Consider the following 21,826-nt stretch of genomic DNA (forward strand, 5'->3'; position numbering starts at 1 on the left):
GGATCTAGCCCCACTTAGGGAATGTTGATTTCCCTTTTTTGATAAGTTGTTTTACTACGTATATGTTAAGTGCGGTGATCAGCAAGAGACTTCCAAGAATCATCCAATCCAACCGTTGAATGAAGTTTGTCTGGGGCAGCTGCCCGCCGGGTTTACCCGTGTCTTGCGGTGGACGCGGAACAGGACCGGTTGGCGGAGATGGTTCTGGTTGATCCACAGGCTCATAAATCCCGGTAAACATCACTGTCCCTTCCGTTTCCGTTGAACGTCTCTCATCGCCAAAACTCGTTCTTGTATACCCGAAAGCGAACAATAAGACCAAACATACTTTCAAAGCCCTTCCTCTAATTGACGCACCGTTAATATCCATTCTCCCTCCTCCTTGTGAGTTGTTCATTTCGAAAACCATCGTTTTTGAGACGTGTTATTTTATTATGGCCAATCTCTTTACAAAAGCCTAAATAGTACTGTTTAAATGGGATTCATTCTATTTTGATCGTAGTCGTATTTGATATCTCAAAAACGATGGTTTTCAAACATGTCATACTAATTATATCGATGTTCTACTTAGAATAAAATTCACGATATTCCTCGATCGATGAATATCCTGCATGGAGTTTAAAAAAACATACGTTTCATTCTTATGTTATTGTTGCAATTACTTTAGAAACTTGCCATCACCCTTTTATACAACAAAAAGCTCAATGATCTTAGATTACGTTGTTCTTGTAATCCTCGACACCTTGAATCGATGCTTCATGTCAGGCGTCCCTCTCATTTTATTTAAACAAGACTGAACCGTAATTAGCTTGTTAAAATGCAAAAAAACTGGTCCAAAAGTCATCAAGAGAAAAGCATCTTGATCCATTGAACCAGTTTGTTTTTTCATTTATTAAAGGAGAAACGTTTCTCATTCCCCTGCGGATAAAGAAAACTGACGAACCGTCTCCGACAACGCTTCCACTAAGAAAAGACAAGGAATTTGCGTCGTCAAATCTTCATACTTGTTGATGCGTTTTACATCAACTGAATAGTCCAAGACATAATCGGACATTCGTCCCAGAGTGCTATTGGCATCACTGGTGATCGCTACCGTGGTGAAGTCTGGATTGTTACGAAACCCATTGACGACTTCAATGATCTCGGTAGTCATTCCCGTGATGGACAAGACGACGATCATATTATCCGAAGTATGCTTCAACTTAGCAAAAATGGGGTACGTATTATCCACTAATGCATAGCTATTAAACCCAATCGTAGCAAAACGGCGGGCAGCGTATTCACACATGGAACCAGAGGCACCGATGCCATAAAAAATGATGTTGTCGCATTCCAACATTCTTTCTGCGATCCGACGAATCTTTCCTTCAATATCTCGCGGAAAATGTTCAGCATTCAGGACATTCATGCTGCTATAAAAACTAACGGCATCTAATTCAGGGACTTTAAACTGGGTACGAAACTCCGTAAAGCTTTCGTACCCTAATTTACGGATAAAGCGCATGACCGAAGAAGCTGAAGTGTGGGATTCAAGCGCGATCTCCCGGACACGCATGTAAGGAATTTTATCACTTTGGCTGGACATGTAATGATAGATTGCACGATCGGTCTCTGATAACTCATTGAAATCGATTTTTCCAAAAAAAGACATGTTAAACGCTCCTATTATTTTGTTCTCCTATCAATGTACCATAAGCCGGCAGAAACATCACAACTGTTTGACAAGGAACAATTCCATCGGCTGTTCAAATCCAGGACTTGTCAAAAGTAACCCACCGGCATCTTGGTAACCGAGTTTGCGATAGAAATGCTGTGCCTGCTCGTCGACTTGTGTGGAAGTCAAGCAAAGAGCGTGGCCAGCTGCTTTTTGCTGTTGTTCCCAATAAGTAACCAACCGTTTCCCGAGTCCCTTGCCTTGATGCGCTTCTGCAATCACTAACATGGTACAAAAAGGAATCGTGTCCCAGAAAAAATTGTAGCGTAGCAACCCTACTGGCTGGTCGTCTGCAACTACAACATAAGCAGTTTTTTCCATTATCTTTTTGGCGAAGACTTCCGTTGGTAAGTGAGTATCCAAAGAAAACCAAAATGCTTGATCTGCAGCTACTGCCGGTCGAATCGTAATCACTGATGTTTCCTCCCTTCATGCTGTCTTTTTTGTCTTATCTTAGAAAAATGATCTGTTTTAGTCACTTTCCGTCTTTTCGTATTCAGAAAGCAATGCTAAAAAGGCGTCGCCATACTTATCCAACTTATTTTGGCCAACTCCTTTGATCTGTAAAAACTCGATCGGTGTTTTTGGCTGGACTTCTGCCAGCTCTCGCAGTGTTTTATCAGAAAAAACCACATACGGCGGCAAATTTTGTTCTTGTGCAAGATTCAATCGTAAGGTGCGCAGTTGATCGAATAGCTCATCATCCACCACTAACTGTTTGACTTTGGTTTGTTTTCTATAAACTTTTGCTTTTCCAAGCAACACATCAATCCCCGCATTGGTCACACTTAACAACGGGTATTGCCCTTCAGACGGCAAAAGATACCCTGATGCTGTTAAATAATCGATCAGCTGATTGACTTCCTTTTGGGACCAATCTTTCATTAATCCATAAGTTGGTAACTTTTCAAAGCCCCACTGTTTGACTTTTTGATCGCCTGAGCCAGTTAGCACTTTCCCCACCAAGGCTTTCCCAAAGCGTTCGCCCATTCGTTTCACACATGACAACACTTTTTGTGTATCCACTGTGATATCCACTTGTTCTCTTTCATCAAGACAATTGCTGCAACGACCGCAATCGGGACCATCTTCTCCGAAATAACGCAAAATATAGCGCTGCAAACACAGTTGGGTATGTCCGTATTGGCTCATCTCCCGCAACTTCAAGTATTCGTTTTGGCGATAAAGAATGTCTGATTCGGATTGATCGATAAAGAATTGCTGGATCTGCATGTCTTGCGGCGCATAAAGCAAGATCGCATCACTAGGTTCCCCATCTCGTCCAGCACGTCCTGCTTCTTGATAATAAGACTCCAAATTACCTGGTATCTGGGCATGGATCACGAAGCGGACGTTGCTTTTGTTGATTCCCATTCCGAATGCATTGGTGGCTACCATCACTTGTAGGCGGTCATAGAGAAATTCTTCTTGGAAAAAGGAGCGCTCTTCTTCTGAAAGCCCGCCATGGTAATACCCGACTGACACGTGTTCATGCTTCAACAGGTGATAGATTCGTTCCACTTCTTTGCGGGTGCTGGCGTAAATAATACCTGATTGTCCTTGGTTCATTTTCAAATACGTCGTTATGTAGGTATCTTTTTGATCCTTGACGACTTGAAAAGCCAAATTTTCCCGCGCAAAGCCGGTCTTGACTTGATTTTCAGCTGGAATCGAAAGTAAATTTTCGATATCTTCGGCAACTTTGGGCGTAGCTGTTGCGGTAAGGGCTACGATCGTTGGCTTTTGTTCCCAATTGTCGATCGTTTCGGCGAGCCGCAGATAGCTCGGGCGAAAATCGTGCCCCCATTGGGAAATACAGTGGGCCTCATCAACGGCTAACAAAGCGATCGGCATCTGCCGCAGCGAATAGCGAAAAGCTTCTGAGTCCAGACGTTCTGGAGAAACGTACAGCAGCTTTATTCGTCCTTGGCGAGCTTCTTGCAAGCGTTGATTGATCTGTGCTCCTGTCAAGGAAGAATTGATGTAAGCAGCGGGGATCCCCATATCAACGAGGCTGTCTACTTGATCTTTCATTAAAGAAATCAGAGGGGAAATGACCAAGGTGACCCCATCCAGCAAGAGCGCTGGCAACTGATAACAAATCGATTTCCCGCCACCAGTAGGCATGATTCCCAAAACATTTTGTTGTGTTAAAATAGATTGAATAATCGTCTCTTGACCTTCACGAAACTGTGAATAGCCAAAATGTTCTTTTAAGACTGTTTGAATAGTTTGCATAATACCCTCTTTTCCATTTCCTTATTATACGCAATTAAGTACGCAAAGAAAACGGCATTAAGAGAACTTTCGCTTTTTATTCGCTTTTCATTGAAATCAACCAAAGGAGTCTTCTACTATGAAAAAAGTTGTGATTATCGGCGGTGGGATCATCGGTTTGACCCTCGCCAATTATCTTGATAAAACCAAATTTGACGTGACTGTCATTGATTCCCTTATCGGGCAAGCAACGTCTGCTAGCGCTGGCATCATCTCCCCTTGGCTCTCCAAACGCCGCAATAAAAAATGGTACCAGCTTGCACAAGACGGTGCCGCGTTTTTTCCACAATTGGTGCGGGATTTTGCTTTGGATGAATCCATCTATGCCCCCTGTGGCACTTTGGTGGTGCGACCAGAAAAGGCGCTTCAAGAACTGGCAGAATTAGCTGAAAATCGACGTAAAGCGGCACCAGAAATCGGTGAAATCGACTTACTGACGGGCCCACAAACCAAAGAGGTATTGCCATTACTTAAAGAAATGCCCTCTTTACGGATCTCAGGCGGTGGTCGCTTAGATGGCCAAGCTTATCTTGCCCACTTAAAAGCAACTGCTCAGCAGCAGCAAGTGACTTTTATTGAAGAAAAAGCTGAGATCGTCAGAAACGACAACCATTGGCAAATCAAAACCAAGAATCACTTTCTTGAAACCGAGATTCTTTGCCTGACAGCTGGACCGGGATTGCTAGACTTGTTATCACCTTTAGGGTATCAGGTTGATATCCGTCCGCAAAAAGGCCAGTTGCTCTCTTTTGCCACCAGCCTGCCGACAAACAGTTGGCCGGTCGCCATGCTAGAGGGCGAGGGTGACTTGATTCCCTTCTCTGATGGGCAAATTTTATTAGGAGCCACCCATGAAAACGATGCGGGTTGGGATTTAACACCAACGGAAGCAGCCCAGCAGCAATTGATGACAGGAATCGGTGCTTTTCTTGAAGATCCCGAAGCACTCTTTGCCACGCCTGTGACCATGCGCGTTGGCACACGTGCCTATACTTCTGATTTTGCGCCGTTCTTTGGGGAAGTACCTGATGAAACGAATTTGTTCGCCGCCAGTGGACTTGGTTCTTCTGGGTTAACGACCGGGCCTTATATCGGTTATCTCCTAGCCAATCGGATCAATGATGGACGATCTCAACCCAAAAACTTCTCGAGCTACACAAAACCGATGACAGAATATATCAAGAAGCATCTTTGACAGAAGATTAAAAAACCACCAGAGCCGCTAAGGTCTGGTGGTTGTCACTGTTAGTCTTGCAACATTACGGTACAGTCTTCTAGCTGATCGCTAAACATATTCTCCTGTTTCCCAATAATCGAGTAACACTTCATTGATGATCTCACGATCCAGTGGTTCTCGGAAATCATCATCAAAGGCATCTTCGATCGGAACATCGCCAACAGCTTTGATACAAACTGGAACGACGGGATCTGGGTGATCTTCTGCGGTCAACACTTTTTCAATTTTGATCTTATGCGTCCAATCTGCCCCCATATCATAAATGTAGGTCATGGACTTGCAATACTGAAAATCTTGGTCAATACCGGAAGCATCCGTTGGTACGGAATTGCCTAAGCCGATCGATTTCGAACCGGCAATAAACAAGTACAAATGTTGATTCATCCACTCAAAGGCAATCTGAATCAACATATGCAGCTGCTCATAGGTCAGCCCTGCAGGAATGATCAAACGACGCCAAATTGGCGGACGGTATCCTTCTAAATCAATACGGATCTGATAGGCGACTGGTGTATTCGCCGTTTCATCAAAGGCCGTATGTTTCGTTGGAAATGGGACGATTTTTGGCGAGATTGCAGCAATACGCGGGTCATCAACAGGCAATAGTTCATGTTCTTCAGGATCGGTGTCTTGAATCATCGCTAACATCGCTTCTTTCTTTTCAGCTGACCAAAACTGGGGTTTGGACATCCGTGCGAAAAAGATAGGTTGTTTTTCAGCCAATACAAAGGCGATTTCTTGGTATTGTGATTTGGTGATATGCTTTTCTTTATACATGCAGTAATAAAAGTCTTCAATGGCTGTTTTGGCAAACGGAAGAAAATTTAAACTGTACGGTACTTCTTGAGGCAGCATTTCGGTATACACCGATTCGACAAAGACTTTGTCTTTTAATTTAGTCATGCCACCATCTGTTTCCGCGCAAAAGATCAAGTAAAAAACAGGATCTAAGTAGTGTTCAAGATCGTCGTCACTAACCACACTTGGTCCGCCATACAAATCAACGTGATCCATCATGCGGTCAATCACTTTCGCTAATTTCTTCAATGTTTTTTCCAAAAAAATTCTCGCTCCTTCCTATCAAGTTTACTTTGACGAAAAGAGCGAGGATTGTCAATCTTTTTTTTTAATGGGAAAGCATTTCCTGTGCAATTTCTAATCCACTCATCCCAGTTGGGTAATAGGTAGGCCAATGATCCATTTCTTCTAATAAGGCTTCATGACTATCATTGCCGAAGTAGATATGGAAATGATGGGACGCACTTGGTGCGATCATATGGTCGCTGAATTGAATGTATTTGAATGCCGCATCTTCGTCAGTGCTTTCAAACAAGAAACGTACGCCACGATTACCAGCGGAATAGTTCAAAATCTCTTTGCCAGTATACACATAATTGGCTTCTTTCTCTGTGCCATCATCGAAGATAAACGTCATTGTATTGTCTGTGATCTTAATCTGAGCAACATCTGTTTGATAACCGGTCGTATAATACTCTTTGTATTCGTCAGCCGTCATTTTCTTGTCCATTTTTGCTTTATAATCAAACACTTGGTCTAATGTTCCGTCTTGTAAAAATGGATACACGGATTGCCATTCTCCTGCCCAATCAGATAATGGACGATCTTGTACATCTGCATCCTCGAAATAGCCGTTATAAACCGTTTTTTCTTTTTCGGCTTCCGCTATTTCTTTGTCATTTGCTACATCGGTCGTTTTTCTCAAGGCATCACGGTTTTGTTCCATAATCGAAATATAGTCTTCCCCATTATCCATTTGTTCTTGGGTCAAGCCTTCTAATGGGTTCAAAACAGCCAATTCGACTCCTGCTTCTGATGCTAACGTCCGGGCAATGCTGTCTTTGGCATTTTCTTCAAAGTAAATCGTTTGAATGCCTGTTTCTTGAACGAACTCTTTTAATTCTGCGATTCGTGAAGCGGAAGGTTCCTCGCTTGGTGAAAGACCAGAGATCGGTACTTGGGTCAACCCGTATTCCAACGCCAAGTAACCAAAAGCTGCGTGCTGGGTCACGAAGTGATTTTGCGCTGGATTGCTAAACGCTTCTTCATAAGATGCATGAAGCTCTTGTAATTTTGCTAAATAATTCGCAGCATTTTCAGCAAAGGCTGTCGCTTTCGCAGGATACGCCTCACTTAGTTGGTCACGGATCGCTTCTACTTGTTTCATGGCTAAGCTTGGTGCTAACCAAACATGGGGATCCAATTCATGGGAATGACCATCATCGCCATGATCGTGGTCATGATCATGATCCTCGTCTCCCGGAAGTAAGACCATTCCTTCTGTGGCTTTGACCACGGTCACATCTCCATCATTTAACGTAGCTTCAATCGAAGGAACCCACATTTCCATGTTTTCATTGTTGTAGACAAAGACATCCGCATCTTGGATCTTTGCCATGTCCTTTGCAGAAGGTTCGTAGTCGTGGGAATCAGTGCCTGCGGGCATCAATAATTCGACCTGCCCTTCCTCCCCTACGACTTGGCGTGTAAAATCATACATCGGATAAAACGTGGCCATGACCTGAATTTGTTCATTCTCAGAAGAGTCGTTTCCTGACTGCTCCGTAGCGTCAGATCCCCCTTGACCACAGGCAGCCAAAGCGAGGGCTACTGCTGATAACATCGTTATTTTAAAAAACTTCTTCATTTTCTAACTACACTCCTTTTATTTTTCCTCTTTTTCTTTCCCTTGGTAAAATACTGATAAATCAATTACGATTTATAAAAACAAAACGTAACGTTTACGTTTTACCATCGGTTTTATACTTTACACAACTATTTGCAACCTGTCAACCGCTTTTTCACTTGTTTTTTTATATGTAAAAACCTTCATATGTACCACCACAGATATCAGCGAAGAAATTTCCTTGAAAGACTTGCTCTGCTGATTTCTTTCAATCGTCGAACATCTCTTTTTATTGTCCTTTGCTGGGTCCTGTGCTACACTCGAGGGGTAATTGAATAGAAGATTATCCACTAGGGGCGCTTTATGCTGAGATAGACGTAAGTCTGGTCCCTTAGAACCTGATTTGGTTAGTACCAACGTAGGGAAGTGGCAGCGCATGATTTTTCGCGTTCCCATTTTTTCTGTCTACGTGTGGATAGAAAAAGGAGGAACGCTTTTTTTGTAGACAGAAAAACCATCGAGAGGAGAAGAGAAAATGACAAATGAACCAATCGCCTGTACCGCAGGCGGGATCGATATCACTGGGTGCCGAGTAAGTTTGTACCCCATGAAAGACCACTTTGCGCAACAAATCGTAACGAGCATTGAGCGGACGGATACAACAGCTGTTTGGCAGCAAACCGATCTGTTCAGCACCCTTTTCCGAGGGGAAGCCCCAAGTGTTGTCGATGCGGCAGCTGGGCTATTTATCAACGCTTACGAATCCAAGACACACCTCGTGGGTGAGTTTACTTTTTCCAAGGGCTGTCCTGGCGATTCTGCAGGTGACGCGTTTTTGAATGGAGAACAGGCACAACCCAATAAAGCAAGCAATCTTGTAAATGGTACGTTTGACGTGGATTGCAAATATTCGTTTTATGTATTTGGGGAAAACAATTATATGGAAGAAATCGCCACCATCGTCCAACTGGCAGAAACCTATGGTCTGGCGCCTCGCTCCGCCCATTATGTCACGATGCTGACGGGAACGGCCAACCAACTCTTTGGGTATTTTGAAGCGGCATTAGCGTATGCCCATGACCATCTTCCCCATTATGTGTTAGAAGCAACGGTCTCAGTCAACAGTCCTTCCAAAAAGAAGGCGGTGTCGCATGACTAAATGGGTCTTAAAAGATGTCATTATGGTGGGGATCGCTTCGTTGATTTTTGGCGTGATCTATTTGGGCGCTGTTCATTTTGGGCTGTTGTTAGGTACGCTTTTAACCCCCTTTGGTTTGTCTGTTTTAGCAAATGAGTTTATTTTCGGGGTTTGGTTCATGGCAGCGGCTTTTGCTGGCTATGTGCTGCGCAAACCGGGCGCAGCGACGATCACTGAGATGATCGCCGCACTTTTAGAAGTGTTTATGGGGAATTTTTATGGACCGATTATTTTTATCAGTGGGTTTGTACAAGGGATTGGAACAGAAGCTGGCTTTGCATTGGGTGGCTACCGTCGCTATGGCTGGTTCCCTTTGCTCACTGGTGCCATTGGCGCCACGATCACGAGTTTTCTTTGGGGGATCATTCGGTCAAATTTCGTTGACTTGCAATGGCAGTTGTTGGTGGTGATTTTTATTATTCGCTTGCTTTCTTCTTTATTCTTTTCCGCCTTTTTGGTGAAGATCGTCTGTGACCATCTGACACGCATGGGCGTTCTCAACAGTTACCCGATTGCTGAAGACCAAACCATTAGCGCCAAACGAGAAGCGGCATGAGTCTGCTCGTGAAAAACGGCTGCTTTTTCGTGGATCAAAAACGGCTTGATCTGACACTGTCTTTAGCCCCCGGAGAAACAAAAGGAATCTATGGTGCTTCAGGAACAGGAAAAAGCACTCTTTTCCACCTCTTAGCGGGGCTTAACGAGAAAGGGTTTGAGGAAGGAACCTATACGATCGATGACCGAACGCTAAACCAGCTTTCCATTCGAGAAAGAAGCACGTCGATCAGCTTACTGTTTCAAAATCCTGATATGCAATTTTGTATGGCTACTCCTCGAGAAGAACTACTGTTTTGTCTTGAAAATCAATGTACTCCCCAAGCCGACATGCCAATAAAAGTAGCGGAAGCCTTGACGTTTTGCGAGATCAGCCATCTTGCCGATCAGCCCTTTACGACTCTGTCTGGCGGTGAAAAACAGTTAGTAGCATTGGCTTGTTGTCTGATTTTAAAGAGTCGCTACTTGCTTTTGGATGAACCATTTGCCAATTTGGACGCCGACACAAGTCAAAAAGTCATTCGAAAACTGCGACAGCTCCAAAAGCAACATGCCATTGGCATCTTACTGATCGACCATCAAATCAAAGAAACTGCTGACTGGGTAGCTGAGTGGCTGCTGATTGAAGAAGGGTTCAGATCCGTCGATCAAGAAAAGATGCGCACACTCGATCAGGAGCTGCGCAGGTCACTACCGCCTGTTGAGAATAAGAAACTTTCTGCAAAAGAGCGGCTATCTTTTCAAGATTTTCGCCTGCCGATCCGTAACCAAGCGATTGTTTTTCCGAATCTTACCTTTGATAGTGGGGCAATGATTGGGCTTACCGGACGTAGCGGCAGCGGTAAATCTTCTTTTTTAAAAGCGATCTTGCAGCAGCAGGCGTACTCAGGAACCATTCGCCTGTGCGGGGATCCGATCAAGAAGCATCCCTCCCCTTTTCGGTCCATCAGCTGGATCATGCAAAATCCGCAGGATCAGTTTTTGGCTGCTACAGTGGCACAGGAGCTTAGCCAAGGACGTGCAGCGACCGAGAGTGACAAATTGCTGGAAAAATTGCGACTGCAAAACAAGAGCACTCAGTCCCCTTTTCTACTCAGCCAAGGCCAGCAAAGACGCTTGGCAGTAGCAGCTTTATTGCAGCGACCAGTCAAATTACTGTTGGTGGATGAACCGACCTATGGCCAAGATGTCAAGCAAGCTTGGCAGGTCATGCAGCTGTTAGCCGAAAAAGCCGCAAGTGGCACCTTAGTGTTGATCGTCAGTCACGATGTCTTATTATTGGAAGCATTTTGTTCACAAATCATTGATTTTAATCATTATGAAAAGGAGGACATAGATGCGCACCCTCAACCCGACAGTCAAGTTATTCGCCATTTTAGGACTCGCCTTACTGGTTTCTTTTCAAAATAATTTCAGATTGAATCTGCTACTCTGTGTCCTGTTCTTTGCTGTTTCTGTAAACGAACGCTCTTTGAAAAAAAGCCTTTTGCTTGTTTCTGCATTGACCTTGGCAGCTGTGGGGGTCTTTTTCACCGGACTCCTTTACTACCAGGACAACCAAGGTGGCTCCTCCTCAGCAGCAGCTATGCGCTATGGACTTGACATGGCGAGCCGTATCTATTGCTTTGGTATGTTGGGCAGTTCTTTCAGTGTATCGACCACGATCAATGAGCTGATTTATTCGCTTCAGCAACAGCTGCGACTCCCCGCCGTTTTTGCCTATGGTCTGCTCGCTGCGTTTCAAATTGCGCCCATCATTCCAGCCGAGTATCAGAATATCCGTAATAGCATGCGTTCTAGAGGAATCCCTGTCAATCCATTTTCATTCAAGATGCTGATCCCTTTACTGGTCAAATCGATTCGTTGGTCTGAGCTCTTGGCGACTGCGATGCTTTCAAGAGGATTTGACAGCGAGGCAAAGCGAACCTACGCCAAGTCATTTCGCATCACTTTCGCCGATATGCTCTTTCTATCTTTTTGTCTGATAATCGGCCTCGCTGGAACCCTGATCTTATGAAGGGGAAAAAGAAAAAAAGCCAAAGAAACGGCAGTTGCTGGGCTCCCCGTCAAGTGGACAATTAAATAGAATAAAATTATTTTGACGACTGTCTACCGAAATTCGGTAGGCAGTTTTTATGTTTTTTACTTTGTTTAACCTCAACTTTGCTCGACTAGCCTCCTTCTTGGTTAAGCGGATTTATTCTATTCGCTTGTCCAAGAGGGGGAGTGATTAAGCTGCCATTAATAATTCTTGATGAACTTGGATCGGTGTTTTGCTCTTCAAACATCGTTGATAGCGACCATTGTTGTAATAGTTCATGTATTTCTCGATCATTTCAACGAGACTTTCTCTACTGATAAACTTTCGCCGATAATATTTTTCTCGCTTAAGCATTCCCCAGAAGCCTTCCATTGGACCATTATCGGTACAACGGGCGACACGAGACATACTCTGCTTCATTTTCGCTTTCTTTAGCTTTGTGCAAAAAACTTTACTTGTATATTGAAATCCGCGATCGCTATGAAATAGCGGATGAGCGGTTGGTTCGGCGGCGACTGCTTGATCGAAGGTATCAAAGACTAATTTATTGTCATTTTTGTCGCTGATGACAAATGAAACAATGCGACGATCGGCGAGATCGAGAATAGCGCTCAAATAGATTTTCTTCACTTCGGCCCCTTCATAATACTTGAATTCACTCACATCTGTTAGCCATTTTTGATTCGGTTGATCCGCATAGAACTTTCGATTCAAATAATTTTTCGCAATATGATACGGAGTCTTGGATGCCTTAGTGATACTATTGCCTGAATGCTTGATGGTTGATTGGATTTGAAGTTTGCGACAGATTCGAAGAATACGCTTGTCATTCACTTGAAAGCCATAATCATTCACGAGATCTTCACAGATTCTGCGATATCCTTTATCGTTGTCTGCTTCATAAATATAACGAACAAGGTCAGCCAACTGTTCATTCAATACCACTTCAGGCAGTTTGGGATTTTTTACCCAACGATAATAGGCCGATCTTGTGACATGGAGCAGGGTACACATGGTGTTAATTGGATAGCTTTTTGTCTCGTGCAGCTCTTTGATCGATTGGTATTCAAACGTATGACGAACTAATTCAAATCCCGCCTCCTTTCTAACTCGCTGACTTTTTTTAACAGGTCATTTTCCATTTCAAGCAACTTGATCCGTCGTTCTTGTTGAGCCAGTTTATCGCGCATTTCTTCTTCGGGTGTTCAGGCAGGTTTACTTCCCGCTCGTTGCCCTCGACGGTCTTCTAAGCCTTTTTCTCCCATCTCGTCGTATTTCAACACCCAGTTCCGAACTTGTTGGTAAGAGACTTGGTACTGAATTGCGGTTTTCCCATAGTCTCGACCGTTGATAATACAGTCATGCACAATTTTAATTCGTTCATTCAATGTTGTTTTTCTGGATTTACTCATTCTACTTCCACCACTTTCTGATTTGAAGTTTCTATGAGTATTATATATCTTTAACCAGTCTTCTAATTGTTTTTTGTTACGAAGCCCGTATTTCTTGGCGACAGCTCTTAAGCTACCATGTGTTCCAGCTAAATAATCATGGACCGCATTCAGTTTCAACTCTGTTGAGTATGATTGATTCCTTTTTGTAGGGAGTAAACCTGTGGGTCCTTCATTCTCATAAAGAGTGATCCACCTTTCTATCGTACTGAAACTTACTTGTGCTTCTTTGGCCAGGCTGTTTATGCTAGCTTCATTTTTTAAAGCTCTTTCTACAAAAGCTAGCCGTTCTTCTGAACTTAATTTCATTTTTCCTCTAGACATACAAACTCCCCCTATATAAGCCACTTTATATTTCAGTGTCCTATATAGGGGGAGCATATCACAGTGTTTCTTTGGCTTTTTCCTCCTTATGTCTAAGAGATGATTGATTTTTTTATGGATCCAGATTTGATTTGATAGAGCGTTACAAACAAGGTGGTCACTAAAATATACATTGCGAAAAGGAAATACATGTTTTTAAAAAGCTGGATCGTCGTTTGATTGAGCCAAGCCCCTACTTTAGGGATATAAAAAATTGGTTGCCCAATCAATTGGCTTTTTTGGATTTCTTTTGGTTCCATCTGGCTTTGGTTATCACCGATCGCATAAAGCACCGATTGGTTTTCTCCCACTGCAACGATTCGCCGTGTGCGCATCTGCCTGCCGTGATCGACATAATAGGTCACTTCATTGCCAACGACCAAATTGTCTTCTGAAGCCTTTTTAACAAAAAGCAATGTCCCTTCGGAATAGGTAGGTTCCATTGCATCGCTGTTAACGATGGCCATTGTGAAACCAAACGCATGAGGAATCACGACCGCTAAAACAGAAATCAGCATAAACAGCAGTACAAAAAGCGAGAGCATGATACTTTGTTTTGGCAAAAGTTTCATTTTCTTTTCTCCTTCTAAGCCTCAGTTTCTTTTTCGATTCTATAACATAATTAAATTTTTTTCAAATATTTAAAAACGAATCATTGAATTTTTATGCGCATTTTTTCTGATTATTATTTGACATTATTTTACTATTTATATTATGCTAAAGGCGATTAAAAAACATAGGAGAAAAAGTATGCTTTTTTAAATAACAAGTTCTTTTTTAAACGTTGGATTCCCTTTATCCTACTCGTTCTATTTTTGCTAGGAAGCATCGGTTTTTTTCTTATACTCTTCCTATCTCCTACTTCTGATAACCATACCGTGGAGAAGAAGGAAGATTGGATTTTTTATGCGGAAGACAATCCTGATTCTACTTTTATTAGCCGTTATGTGAAATATTTACCTAGCGTAAAAGCGAATGATCGATTTGTCATGAAGCGAAAAATGACCAATGAATACAAATATCCAACGATGCTACTGATTGGCGATCATCAACACATGACCGTCTATCTGGATGATCAAGAAATTTATACCAATGAAGCTGCCGAACATTCATTGACCTTCAACCATCCTGGCAAAACCTTATCTTTTATCACATTGCCAGAGGATTACGTTGGAAAGACGTTGAAGATCTACGTGACTAGTCCTTTCGACACTTATTCTGGCTTTCCAGCCGAGGTCTTTTTCGGCCCTGCCAATGCATTGATCGGTTATGTTTTTAGTCTTTCAATTTTGAATATCTATATCCTCCTATTTACCGGATTTATTTGTATTCTTAACTTATTTTATCTCTTCGTTTCTTTTATCAACCAAAGAAAGCTGAAAGTATCCTCCATCTTATTCAGCGCCTTTGCTTTAAGTGCAGGTTTAGAAGCCGGCTTCGGGGATCTGCTGGGCGGACTGCTTTTTTCTCCCATCGTGAATTCATTTATGTTAAATTTTCTTTCCATTATTACGCCCATGTTTTTGATTGGGTTTTACTACACAAACATGCACTTCGTACGTAAGTATTATCAGAAATGGTTGTTTGTTCACTACTCCTTCGGGATCTTTGCCATGTTTCTGGCACTTTTTCAAAAACAAAGTTTGCCAGTCGTCATGAACTATCTGTTTTTATTAAACATCACCAGCACCTTTGTGACTTCGTTTGCGGCGATTTATGAGGCGTTAAAAAAGAATCAATTTTATGTCCTTTGTGCACCTTGGATCGTTGTCGCGGCAATCGGTCATGGGTTCTTGTATATCCAGGATATTTTAGTCCTCCCGCAATCTGACATCAATTGGCGCTCGATCATCTTTTTCTTACTGATACTTATTTTTACTTGTTATGGGTTCCTCGAGCTCTTTTTTGCCAGTGAAGGCAAAAATAAGCAGATCGACACGGCAGACATCAAAGTGCGATTGTATGAAAATCAGCAAGCGATCGGTCCAGATCAAACGGCACAATGGCAGCAAGTTTTACAAACCATCAAAAAGAGAACCCATACCGTTAAGGACATGTTAGAAGATGAACAACTAGCGGCTGCGTATGAAGGTCTTTGCGAGATTGAAGAAGAAATCAAGCAGCAGCTAACGATCCCTGCGGTTGAAAAAGAATCGATCACGACGATGCTGCTTGCTGATTATCAACACACCGCCGCTCAAAAAAGGATCACGCTTACCTGCGATGACCTCACGGAACCACTGGAACGATTGGAAGAAAATGATCGTCTGTCCTTGATCGCCCATTGCTTAGAGTACGCCATCCGCTACACCTGTTCGGTCACAGATCCTCAAAATCGCAGGCTTTCGTTGAAAGTGACTGACACAAAAGAACAGCTGCATATCGACTGTCAAATGCCGCTTTTAACAGAGGATGAGGCAGAAAAACTACAGACTGATGAAGCAAAACGACAGGCGATCCATACCGATGTGCAAATGCTGGAACAAATTTGTCTTGTCTATCAAGGAAATATGCGTATCGAGGATTCAGATGGTTTTCATTTTTTGCGTTTGACACTTACCGCTAAGGCGGATCTGCTGTCTTTTGACTGACTGCCTTTTCTCCGATACGTTAAACGGTCTATTTTAAGAAAAAGCGAAAAAACTCTTGCTTTTTTCGCTTTTTCGCTTTAGCATGATAAAGAACAGCAACAAGCATTGGAATAGTAGTTTTATGATGGTCTTAGAGAGTCGATGGCAGCTGAAAAATCGACACCCGCTGATAAAATGAACCTACCCAATGGCAATGACCGCAAAACGGTCGGTGGAAAGGCCTTATCCTTTACGAGTTGGATTATCCCGATCGATAATCAACAAAGGTGGTACCGCGAAATCCAAGCATTTCGTCCTTTTTTAGGACGAGATGCTTTTTTATTTTTTTAAGGAGGAAAAACAATGACACAAAAAAATGATTTTACAGAATGGTATATCCAAACGATCCAAAAAGCCGAATTGATGGCTTACTCCCCAGTGAAAGGTTCCATTATTTTCCGTCCTGACGGCTTCGAACTTTGGGAGCATATTCAAGAGGAGTTCAATCGTTTCTTGAAAAAAGAAGGCATTCGCAATGCATACTTCCCAATGCTGATTCCGCAAAATTTCTTTATGAAGGAAGCGGATCATATCGAAGGCTTTGCCCCTGAATTACCTTGGGTCACAGAAGTCGGCAACGAAAAACTGGAAGAACCTTTGGCATTGCGTCCAACCTCAGAAACCATGATCGGCTCTGCCTTTTCTGATTGGATCAACTCCTACCGTGACCTGCCTTATGAAATCAATCAATGGGCAAACGTCTTTCGTTGGGAAAAGAAAACATTGCCTTTCTTGCGTACCTCAGAGTTTTTATGGCAAGAAGGCCATACCGCTCATGAAAATGAAGAAGATGCTCGTCAACGCACCATGAAAGTCTTAGATGAATATGCCCGCCTTTGCGAAGAATTCCTAGCGATCCCTGTTTATCGCGGACAAAAAACCCTATCTGAGCGCTTTGCAGGGGCAGTAGATACTTATTCGATCGAAGCGATGATGAAAGACGGCAAAGCAGTCCAAGCAGGAACCAGCCACTACATGGGGACAAAATTTGCTGAAGCATTTGATATTACGTATTTAACGAAAGAAAACAAGCATACCCATGCCCACACAACCTCTTGGGGTGTCTCTACCCGCTTGTTAGGTGCCTTGATCATGACCCATGGCGATGAAAATGGTTTAGTTTTCCCACCAACCATTGCACCAACCCAAGTTGTGTTATTACCAGTCGGTCCTTGGAAAAAGAATCCAGCCATCTTAGAAAAATTAGAAGAACTGTATGCCAACTTTAAAGCCAAGGGCATTCGTGTTCGTTTGGATGATTCTGATAACTCACCTGGCTATAAATTCAATGAATGGGAACTAAAAGGCGCTTGCTTGCGAATCGAATGTGGCCCAAGAGATTTAGAAGCTGGCAAAGTCATGGTCAAAGTCCGTGACCTACCTGACAAGCAAACGGTGGCGCTTGAGAAATTAGAAGCGTTTGTTGACCAAGAATTACAAGCAATGACCCCACGGTTATTGGCAGCTGCGAAGGAACGTAACAAAGATAATGAGTACACCAACATCGATACATTGGATGAACTAAAAGCCCATATCGAAACGTGCAAACAAGAAGACAAAGTGACTGGTTTTGTTTTGATCGGTTGGGACGGCTCGGAAGAAACCGAAGCCAAAATCAAAGAAGAAACTGGCTTTACTACTCGGAACATTCCGTTTGAAGCGCCAATGGAAAAAACGGTCGATATCGTCAGCGGCAAACCTGCCAAACACACCGTTTGGATCGCCCGCGCATACTAATAAAAAACGAAGCAGCCAGATTGAAAAGGCTGCTTCGTTTTTTGATTAATAAATCAATGAAAGAAAATCTTCAGGCGTGATATTGCCAAAATATTTTTTGACATCAATGTTGGCAATGACTTGTGCCAAATCTTCTTTGGCATAACGAGTACCGATCAGGGCTTGTTCTACATCTGCAATGTCCCCTAGGCCGAAAAAGTCGCCAAAGATTTTGGCATCCGTGATTTTTCCTTCCGCCACATTTAAACGAACTTCGATGGAGCCGATCGGGAATCGATGACGGCGTTCGATATCAAAGGCTGGTGATTTGCCGTAATTCCAATCCCAGTTACGATAATACTTATCGGAAATCTCATTGATCTTGACCCAATCCTCTTCTGTTAGTTCATAGGTTTTGACGTCTTCCACGGAATCGACACCAAAAATCTTCAATAAGATTTCTTGACGGAACTCTTCAGTCGTCATGTCTTGCTTCTCTTTTGGCAAGAATGGTTTGATGTTGGTCACTCTTGAACGGATCGATTTGATGCCTTTTGATTCGATTTTGTCTTTACGGACTTTCAAGGCGTTGACTACTTCATTGATGTCACTGTCAAACATGATCGTGCCGTGAGCAAACATCCGACCATTTGTTGCGTACATCGCATTCCCAGAAAATTTCATGTCATTGATCACAAGGTCGTTGCGGCCTTTTAGTTGCGCCCCTTCAACCCCCATCTCATGTAAAGCTTGGACGATTGGTTTGGTCAGTTTTTCAAAATCTCTGAAAGAATTCCCATCGTCAGGCATAATAAAGCTGAAATTCAAGTTTCCGAAATCATGATAGACTGCACCGCCGCCGCTAAAACGACGAACGACATGGATCCCATGTTCATCCACATATTCCTTATTGATCTCTTCGATCGTATTTTGATTGCGTCCAATGATAATCGATGGTTCATTAATGTAAAAAAGTAAGATGGGTTCATCCACTTTCATTTCTTGAAGAAGAAAAATCTCGATGGCTAAATTGATGCGTGGGTCATTCAGTTCGTTCGGTACAAAAAGCATACTATTCGTTCCTCCTAATTAGATGATTTCTACTATTTTTTGAACAGCCGCCAATTCAACGGGGATCCCATTGGCAGCTAGTGCAGCCTCTTCTCGTAACTGTTCTAAGTCACCGTGTTGCGGCAAATGCGTCAACATTAGTTTTTTTACCTGCGCCGCATGGGCGATCTCGCCTGCTTCTTTTGACGTAAAATGAGCCTTGTGCCGCTCATTGCCTGCAAAAAGATAGGTATCTGCCAAAAACAGGTCAGCTCCTTGTGCAAACGGAACAAAAGATTCTAAATAGCCAGAGTCTCCAGTAAAAACAAAAACCTTGCCTGTGCTTTTCTCAACAAATCGCATGGCATAGCAAGTGACTGGATGGATCGTTTTCATAAAGGTAATGGTAAACGGGCCCAATTCCAATGACTCCGTTTGGAGGTAATCAATTCCTTGAGTCACTCCAGGCATCGTCAGGCTTTCAAAATGAACCGTATCCTCCCCATGGCCGTAGATCGGCAAAACCTGGCGTTCTTCGTTTCCGGGATATAATTGCCAATAGTATTGCAATACCCCTAGATCCGCAATATGATCGTGATGGTAATGCGTCAAAATTACTGCATCTAAGTCTAAAGGATCAAGGATTTTTTCTAGTTGGACCAAGGTGGTGCTTCCCGCATCAAGCAGCAAATGAAAGCCTTCTGACTCAACTAAATAGCCAGTAGTCCCTTCACCATTATACGGATAGGCACCTAAACAACCTAAGACAGTTATTTTCACTTGTATTTCCTCCTCTTTGGCTCAAGCTGATTTTCTACTTCTTTTATGCTATCACATCTCAGCTGATTTGACTAAAATCCGACCATTTTTTTACAAAAAAAGAGCGAGAAAACGAGAAAAAAACGACGTCTATTGGTAGAACCCTAGGAATGAGTTTTTTTACTCTATCTGCAGGGAGCCAGACCAATGGGCCGTCGTCTTTTTTGTTTATCTGATCAGCGCTCGTTGTTCATTGATCAATTCTTCATAGAATGCTGCGTTGACCGCATAGGCATAGGCGTTTGCCCACAACATCCCGATCAAAAGCGCCAAGAAACCGAGAATAAACCAACCAATCAGTGATAACTGCAGCCAAATGTATTGCCCCAGATGCGGCCGCAAAAGAGTAAAAGCCACTTTGATAGACTGGAGTACCCCTAATTCCGGTTGATCATAGCGAAGATAGATTGCTAATTGGATCACACCAGTAACGACTTGTGACAAAAAGAAAAACAATATGATGGAGAGAAAAGTCCCAATCACAAAAGCGACCGAGCCATTAAACATCGCCACATCAACAGAGATTCCCCGATTAAAATTGAATACCAAGTCCAAATATTGATTGAGCCCTGATAAGACAAACTGCGGCAAGAAAATCGCAAAACTCAAAAGATAATTTAAAAGCGCGCTCACTAAATTTAGTAGCAAAAACGGTACATACAGACGTTTATCAAAGACTAGAAAAATATCCCCCACCTTGATTCCTCTGCCACGAACCAGATAGAGTGCCATGATACTCAACGCTACCGAAAACGCAAAGAAGACAAAATTGTCCAAGATCAGATCGATCCAGCTCCCTGCATTGTTTGCACCAAAAGAAGTCCCAATACTACTAAAAAGCGAGCTGACCACCGCTTGTACCGCAACCGTCGCTAAAATACTTAAGACGAACGTTCCCCAGAATCCGCGCAAGGAGTTTTTGGCGGTCTCTCGAATCATTGTATTTGATCTCATAGACTCACCTTAATAACTGCGCAATGCTTTAACGGTCTTATCGTCTAAGCGGCGAACCACTTCCGTTACAAGCTTGACTGTATTGAAGTAGTCATCCTCATGAATGACAGAAGTATGAGAATGCAGGTAACGAACGGGCACGGTAATAGCGATCGAAGGGACCCCATCACGAGTCAAATGCATTTGACCAGCATCGGTTCCTCCACCAGTGATCACGGTATATTGGAAAGGAATTTCCATCTCTTCTGCGACATCGATCACAAAATTCAATAATTTCTTGTGAGGAATCATGGAAGCATCGAAAATCAGGACTTGTGGGCCTTTGCCTAACACAGAATCCGCTTCTTTTGGTGTCATTCCAGGTGTGTCCCCAGCGGTACCAGTATCTAGTGCGATCGCGATATCGGGATTCACTAAGTGAGTGCTTGTTCGCGCCCCTCTTAGGCCAACTTCTTCCATCACGTCACTGCCAGCAAACAAGCAGTTGGGATGTCCTTCTGCTGCCAAGGTTTCTAATACCCGCAGTGATACCGCCGTACCGATTCGATTGTCCCATGCTTTGGCTAATAAAAATTTGCTGTCGTTCATCCGTTTGTATTGGATATAAGGGGTGATCATATCTCCCGGACGGATCCCCCAGCCTTTGGCTTCTTCTTCACTTGAAGCGCCGATATCAATGAACATATCTTTGATATCATACGGTTTATTTCGAGTCTCTGGACTCAAGACATGGGGTGGTTTTGAACCGACGACACCGTGGATCAATTTGCCTTCATTGGTTTTGATCTCGACTTGCTGTGCCAGCATCACTTGCCCCCACCATCCACCAAGGGTCTGGAATTCAATAAAGCCTTTTTCTGTGATTTTAGTTACCATAAAGCCGACTTCATCCATATGTCCCGATATAAAAATTTTCGGTCCACCGCCATCACCAACATGTTTGGCAATGACACTTCCTAAACCATCAAAAAAGATATCTTCAGCAAAGTCTTTGGCATATTCTTTAAAGACTTCACGCACTTCCTCCTCATTCCCAGGAACCCCACGTGCAGTCGTTAGGTCTATTAAAAGCTGTTCTTCTTTTTTCTCCATCTTGCTTCCTCCTTTGTCTCATTGATTATGATTATACCATTCTCTTAATCTGGTGCCAGAGGGAAATACAAAAAGATTGGTTAAA

Annotated in this window: 19 protein-coding genes, 1 pseudogene, 1 riboswitch and 1 other annotated feature; of the genes and pseudogenes, 7 read left to right on the top strand and 13 right to left on the bottom strand. The window is 43.0% G+C overall.

Going from position 1 to position 21,826, the window contains the following annotated elements; translation table 11 throughout:
• Window positions 1-4: 4 nt before the first annotated feature.
• The 4 genes from A5878_RS10060 to recQ form a co-directional block, all read right to left on the bottom strand.
• Window positions 5-370 (bottom strand): hypothetical protein, encoded by a 366-nt coding sequence (locus tag A5878_RS10060; RefSeq protein WP_179190641.1) that lies wholly within the window; start codon window positions 368-370, stop codon window positions 5-7.
• A 540-nt stretch (window positions 371-910) separates the two neighbouring features.
• On the bottom strand, window positions 911-1,651 hold the full coding sequence (locus A5878_RS10065; RefSeq protein ID WP_005229889.1) for a MurR/RpiR family transcriptional regulator: 741 nt from the start codon (window positions 1,649-1,651) through the stop codon (window positions 911-913).
• A 57-nt stretch (window positions 1,652-1,708) separates the two neighbouring features.
• Window positions 1,709-2,128 carry a GNAT family N-acetyltransferase gene (locus tag A5878_RS10070; protein ID WP_081116619.1) on the bottom strand — a complete coding sequence of 140 codons (420 nt, stop codon included), beginning with the start codon at window positions 2,126-2,128 and terminating at the stop codon, window positions 1,709-1,711.
• Window positions 2,129-2,185: 57 nt separating this feature from the next.
• Complete coding sequence (recQ, locus tag A5878_RS10075) at window positions 2,186-3,952, bottom strand: DNA helicase RecQ (RefSeq protein ID WP_010749536.1); 1,767 nt, start codon at window positions 3,950-3,952, stop codon at window positions 2,186-2,188.
• A 118-nt stretch (window positions 3,953-4,070) separates the two neighbouring features.
• Here recQ and A5878_RS10080 point away from each other — a divergent pair, with 118 nt between their 5' ends.
• Window positions 4,071-5,186: an FAD-binding oxidoreductase gene (locus A5878_RS10080; RefSeq protein WP_081116618.1), complete on the top strand. Its 1,116-nt coding sequence runs from the start codon at window positions 4,071-4,073 to the stop codon at window positions 5,184-5,186.
• A 90-nt stretch (window positions 5,187-5,276) separates the two neighbouring features.
• Here A5878_RS10080 and A5878_RS10085 read toward each other — a convergent pair whose 3' ends face one another.
• Together A5878_RS10085 and A5878_RS10090 are read right to left on the bottom strand one after the other, a co-directional pair.
• Entirely contained in the window at window positions 5,277-6,287 is a 1,011-nt protein-coding gene (locus A5878_RS10085) for a plasmid pRiA4b ORF-3 family protein (RefSeq protein ID WP_034869351.1), read from the bottom strand.
• A gap of 67 nt (window positions 6,288-6,354) precedes the next feature.
• Entirely contained in the window at window positions 6,355-7,893 is a 1,539-nt protein-coding gene (locus A5878_RS10090; protein WP_081116617.1) for a zinc ABC transporter substrate-binding protein AdcA, read from the bottom strand.
• A 321-nt stretch (window positions 7,894-8,214) separates the two neighbouring features.
• Window positions 8,215-8,314, top strand: a riboswitch (TPP riboswitch).
• A 93-nt stretch (window positions 8,315-8,407) separates the two neighbouring features.
• Between A5878_RS10090 and A5878_RS10095 the strand changes: the two genes are divergently transcribed.
• From A5878_RS10095 to A5878_RS10110, 4 genes are read left to right on the top strand one after another with little or no spacing between them, the layout of a single operon-like run.
• Entirely contained in the window at window positions 8,408-9,031 is a 624-nt protein-coding gene (locus A5878_RS10095) for a YkoF family thiamine/hydroxymethylpyrimidine-binding protein (protein WP_081116616.1), read from the top strand.
• Complete coding sequence (locus A5878_RS10100; RefSeq protein WP_081116615.1) at window positions 9,024-9,626, top strand: ECF transporter S component; 603 nt, start codon at window positions 9,024-9,026, stop codon at window positions 9,624-9,626. The genes A5878_RS10095 and A5878_RS10100 overlap by 8 nt, the downstream gene beginning before the upstream one ends.
• Window positions 9,623-11,035 (top strand): ABC transporter ATP-binding protein, encoded by a 1,413-nt coding sequence (locus A5878_RS10105; RefSeq protein WP_081116614.1) that lies wholly within the window; start codon window positions 9,623-9,625, stop codon window positions 11,033-11,035. Before A5878_RS10100 ends, A5878_RS10105 begins: the two co-directional genes overlap by 4 nt.
• Window positions 10,962-11,642, top strand: a complete 681-nt coding sequence (locus A5878_RS10110; RefSeq protein ID WP_081116613.1) for an energy-coupling factor transporter transmembrane component T — start codon at window positions 10,962-10,964, stop codon at window positions 11,640-11,642. Before A5878_RS10105 ends, A5878_RS10110 begins: the two co-directional genes overlap by 74 nt.
• Before the next feature lie 213 nt (window positions 11,643-11,855).
• Here A5878_RS10110 and A5878_RS17625 read toward each other — a convergent pair.
• The 3 genes and pseudogenes from A5878_RS17625 to A5878_RS10125 all read right to left on the bottom strand — a co-directional run.
• Window positions 11,856-12,758: pseudogene (locus tag A5878_RS17625) on the bottom strand (IS3 family transposase); the annotation flags it as partial.
• Between the two features lie 113 nt (window positions 12,759-12,871).
• Window positions 12,872-13,441, bottom strand: coding sequence for a helix-turn-helix domain-containing protein (locus A5878_RS17630; RefSeq protein WP_194195772.1), 570 nt, complete (start codon window positions 13,439-13,441; stop codon window positions 12,872-12,874).
• 92 nt (window positions 13,442-13,533) lie between these two features.
• Complete coding sequence (locus A5878_RS10125; protein WP_010749528.1) at window positions 13,534-14,052, bottom strand: S24/S26 family peptidase; 519 nt, start codon at window positions 14,050-14,052, stop codon at window positions 13,534-13,536.
• Between the two features lie 306 nt (window positions 14,053-14,358).
• On the opposite strand from A5878_RS10125, the gene A5878_RS10130 reads away from it, so the two are divergent.
• Both A5878_RS10130 and proS read left to right on the top strand, forming a co-directional pair.
• Window positions 14,359-16,071, top strand: a complete 1,713-nt coding sequence (locus tag A5878_RS10130; RefSeq protein ID WP_256925786.1) for an SNG1 family protein — start codon at window positions 14,359-14,361, stop codon at window positions 16,069-16,071.
• 96 nt (window positions 16,072-16,167) lie between these two features.
• Window positions 16,168-16,372, top strand: a binding site (T-box leader).
• Window positions 16,373-16,413: 41 nt separating this feature from the next.
• On the top strand, window positions 16,414-17,847 hold the full coding sequence (gene proS / locus A5878_RS10140; protein WP_081116416.1) for a proline--tRNA ligase: 1,434 nt from the start codon (window positions 16,414-16,416) through the stop codon (window positions 17,845-17,847).
• Between the two features lie 45 nt (window positions 17,848-17,892).
• Here proS and A5878_RS10145 read toward each other — a convergent pair whose 3' ends face one another.
• The 4 genes from A5878_RS10145 to A5878_RS10160 form a co-directional block, all read right to left on the bottom strand.
• Window positions 17,893-18,897, bottom strand: a complete 1,005-nt coding sequence (locus tag A5878_RS10145) for a lipoate--protein ligase (protein WP_015509943.1) — start codon at window positions 18,895-18,897, stop codon at window positions 17,893-17,895.
• Window positions 18,898-18,915: 18 nt separating this feature from the next.
• A complete protein-coding gene (locus tag A5878_RS10150) occupies window positions 18,916-19,656 on the bottom strand; it encodes an MBL fold metallo-hydrolase (protein WP_081116415.1) in 741 nt (246 codons plus the stop codon).
• Window positions 19,657-19,863: 207 nt separating this feature from the next.
• A complete protein-coding gene (locus A5878_RS10155; RefSeq protein WP_228077397.1) occupies window positions 19,864-20,649 on the bottom strand; it encodes a DUF975 family protein in 786 nt (261 codons plus the stop codon).
• Between the two features lie 9 nt (window positions 20,650-20,658).
• Window positions 20,659-21,741 (bottom strand): M42 family metallopeptidase, encoded by a 1,083-nt coding sequence (locus A5878_RS10160; RefSeq protein WP_010749523.1) that lies wholly within the window; start codon window positions 21,739-21,741, stop codon window positions 20,659-20,661.
• Window positions 21,742-21,826 lie beyond the last annotated feature (85 nt).

The sequence above is a fragment of the Enterococcus sp. 3G6_DIV0642 genome (genome assembly GCF_002140635.1).
In the GTDB taxonomy this organism is placed as follows: domain Bacteria; phylum Bacillota; class Bacilli; order Lactobacillales; family Enterococcaceae; genus Enterococcus_D; species Enterococcus_D casseliflavus.

What these genes read in the sequence shown, in the direction of transcription:
- proS (WP_081116416.1), top strand. Translation starts at nt 16,414, where the DNA reads ATGACACAAAAAAATGATTTTACAGAATGGTATATCCAAACGATCCAA.
- A5878_RS17630 (WP_194195772.1), bottom strand. Translation starts at nt 13,441, where the DNA reads ATGTCTAGAGGAAAAATGAAATTAAGTTCAGAAGAACGGCTAGCTTTT.
- recQ (WP_010749536.1), bottom strand. Translation starts at nt 3,952, where the DNA reads ATGCAAACTATTCAAACAGTCTTAAAAGAACATTTTGGCTATTCACAG.
- A5878_RS10060 (WP_179190641.1), bottom strand. Translation starts at nt 370, where the DNA reads ATGGATATTAACGGTGCGTCAATTAGAGGAAGGGCTTTGAAAGTATGT.
- A5878_RS10080 (WP_081116618.1), top strand. Translation starts at nt 4,071, where the DNA reads ATGAAAAAAGTTGTGATTATCGGCGGTGGGATCATCGGTTTGACCCTC.
- A5878_RS10095 (WP_081116616.1), top strand. Translation starts at nt 8,408, where the DNA reads ATGACAAATGAACCAATCGCCTGTACCGCAGGCGGGATCGATATCACT.
- A5878_RS10155 (WP_228077397.1), bottom strand. Translation starts at nt 20,649, where the DNA reads ATGAGATCAAATACAATGATTCGAGAGACCGCCAAAAACTCCTTGCGC.
- A5878_RS10145 (WP_015509943.1), bottom strand. Translation starts at nt 18,897, where the DNA reads ATGCTTTTTGTACCGAACGAACTGAATGACCCACGCATCAATTTAGCC.
- A5878_RS10160 (WP_010749523.1), bottom strand. Translation starts at nt 21,741, where the DNA reads ATGGAGAAAAAAGAAGAACAGCTTTTAATAGACCTAACGACTGCACGT.
- A5878_RS10125 (WP_010749528.1), bottom strand. Translation starts at nt 14,052, where the DNA reads ATGAAACTTTTGCCAAAACAAAGTATCATGCTCTCGCTTTTTGTACTG.
- A5878_RS10065 (WP_005229889.1), bottom strand. Translation starts at nt 1,651, where the DNA reads ATGTCTTTTTTTGGAAAAATCGATTTCAATGAGTTATCAGAGACCGAT.
- A5878_RS10110 (WP_081116613.1), top strand. Translation starts at nt 10,962, where the DNA reads ATGCGCACCCTCAACCCGACAGTCAAGTTATTCGCCATTTTAGGACTC.
- A5878_RS10105 (WP_081116614.1), top strand. Translation starts at nt 9,623, where the DNA reads ATGAGTCTGCTCGTGAAAAACGGCTGCTTTTTCGTGGATCAAAAACGG.
- A5878_RS10090 (WP_081116617.1), bottom strand. Translation starts at nt 7,893, where the DNA reads ATGAAGAAGTTTTTTAAAATAACGATGTTATCAGCAGTAGCCCTCGCT.
- A5878_RS10100 (WP_081116615.1), top strand. Translation starts at nt 9,024, where the DNA reads ATGACTAAATGGGTCTTAAAAGATGTCATTATGGTGGGGATCGCTTCG.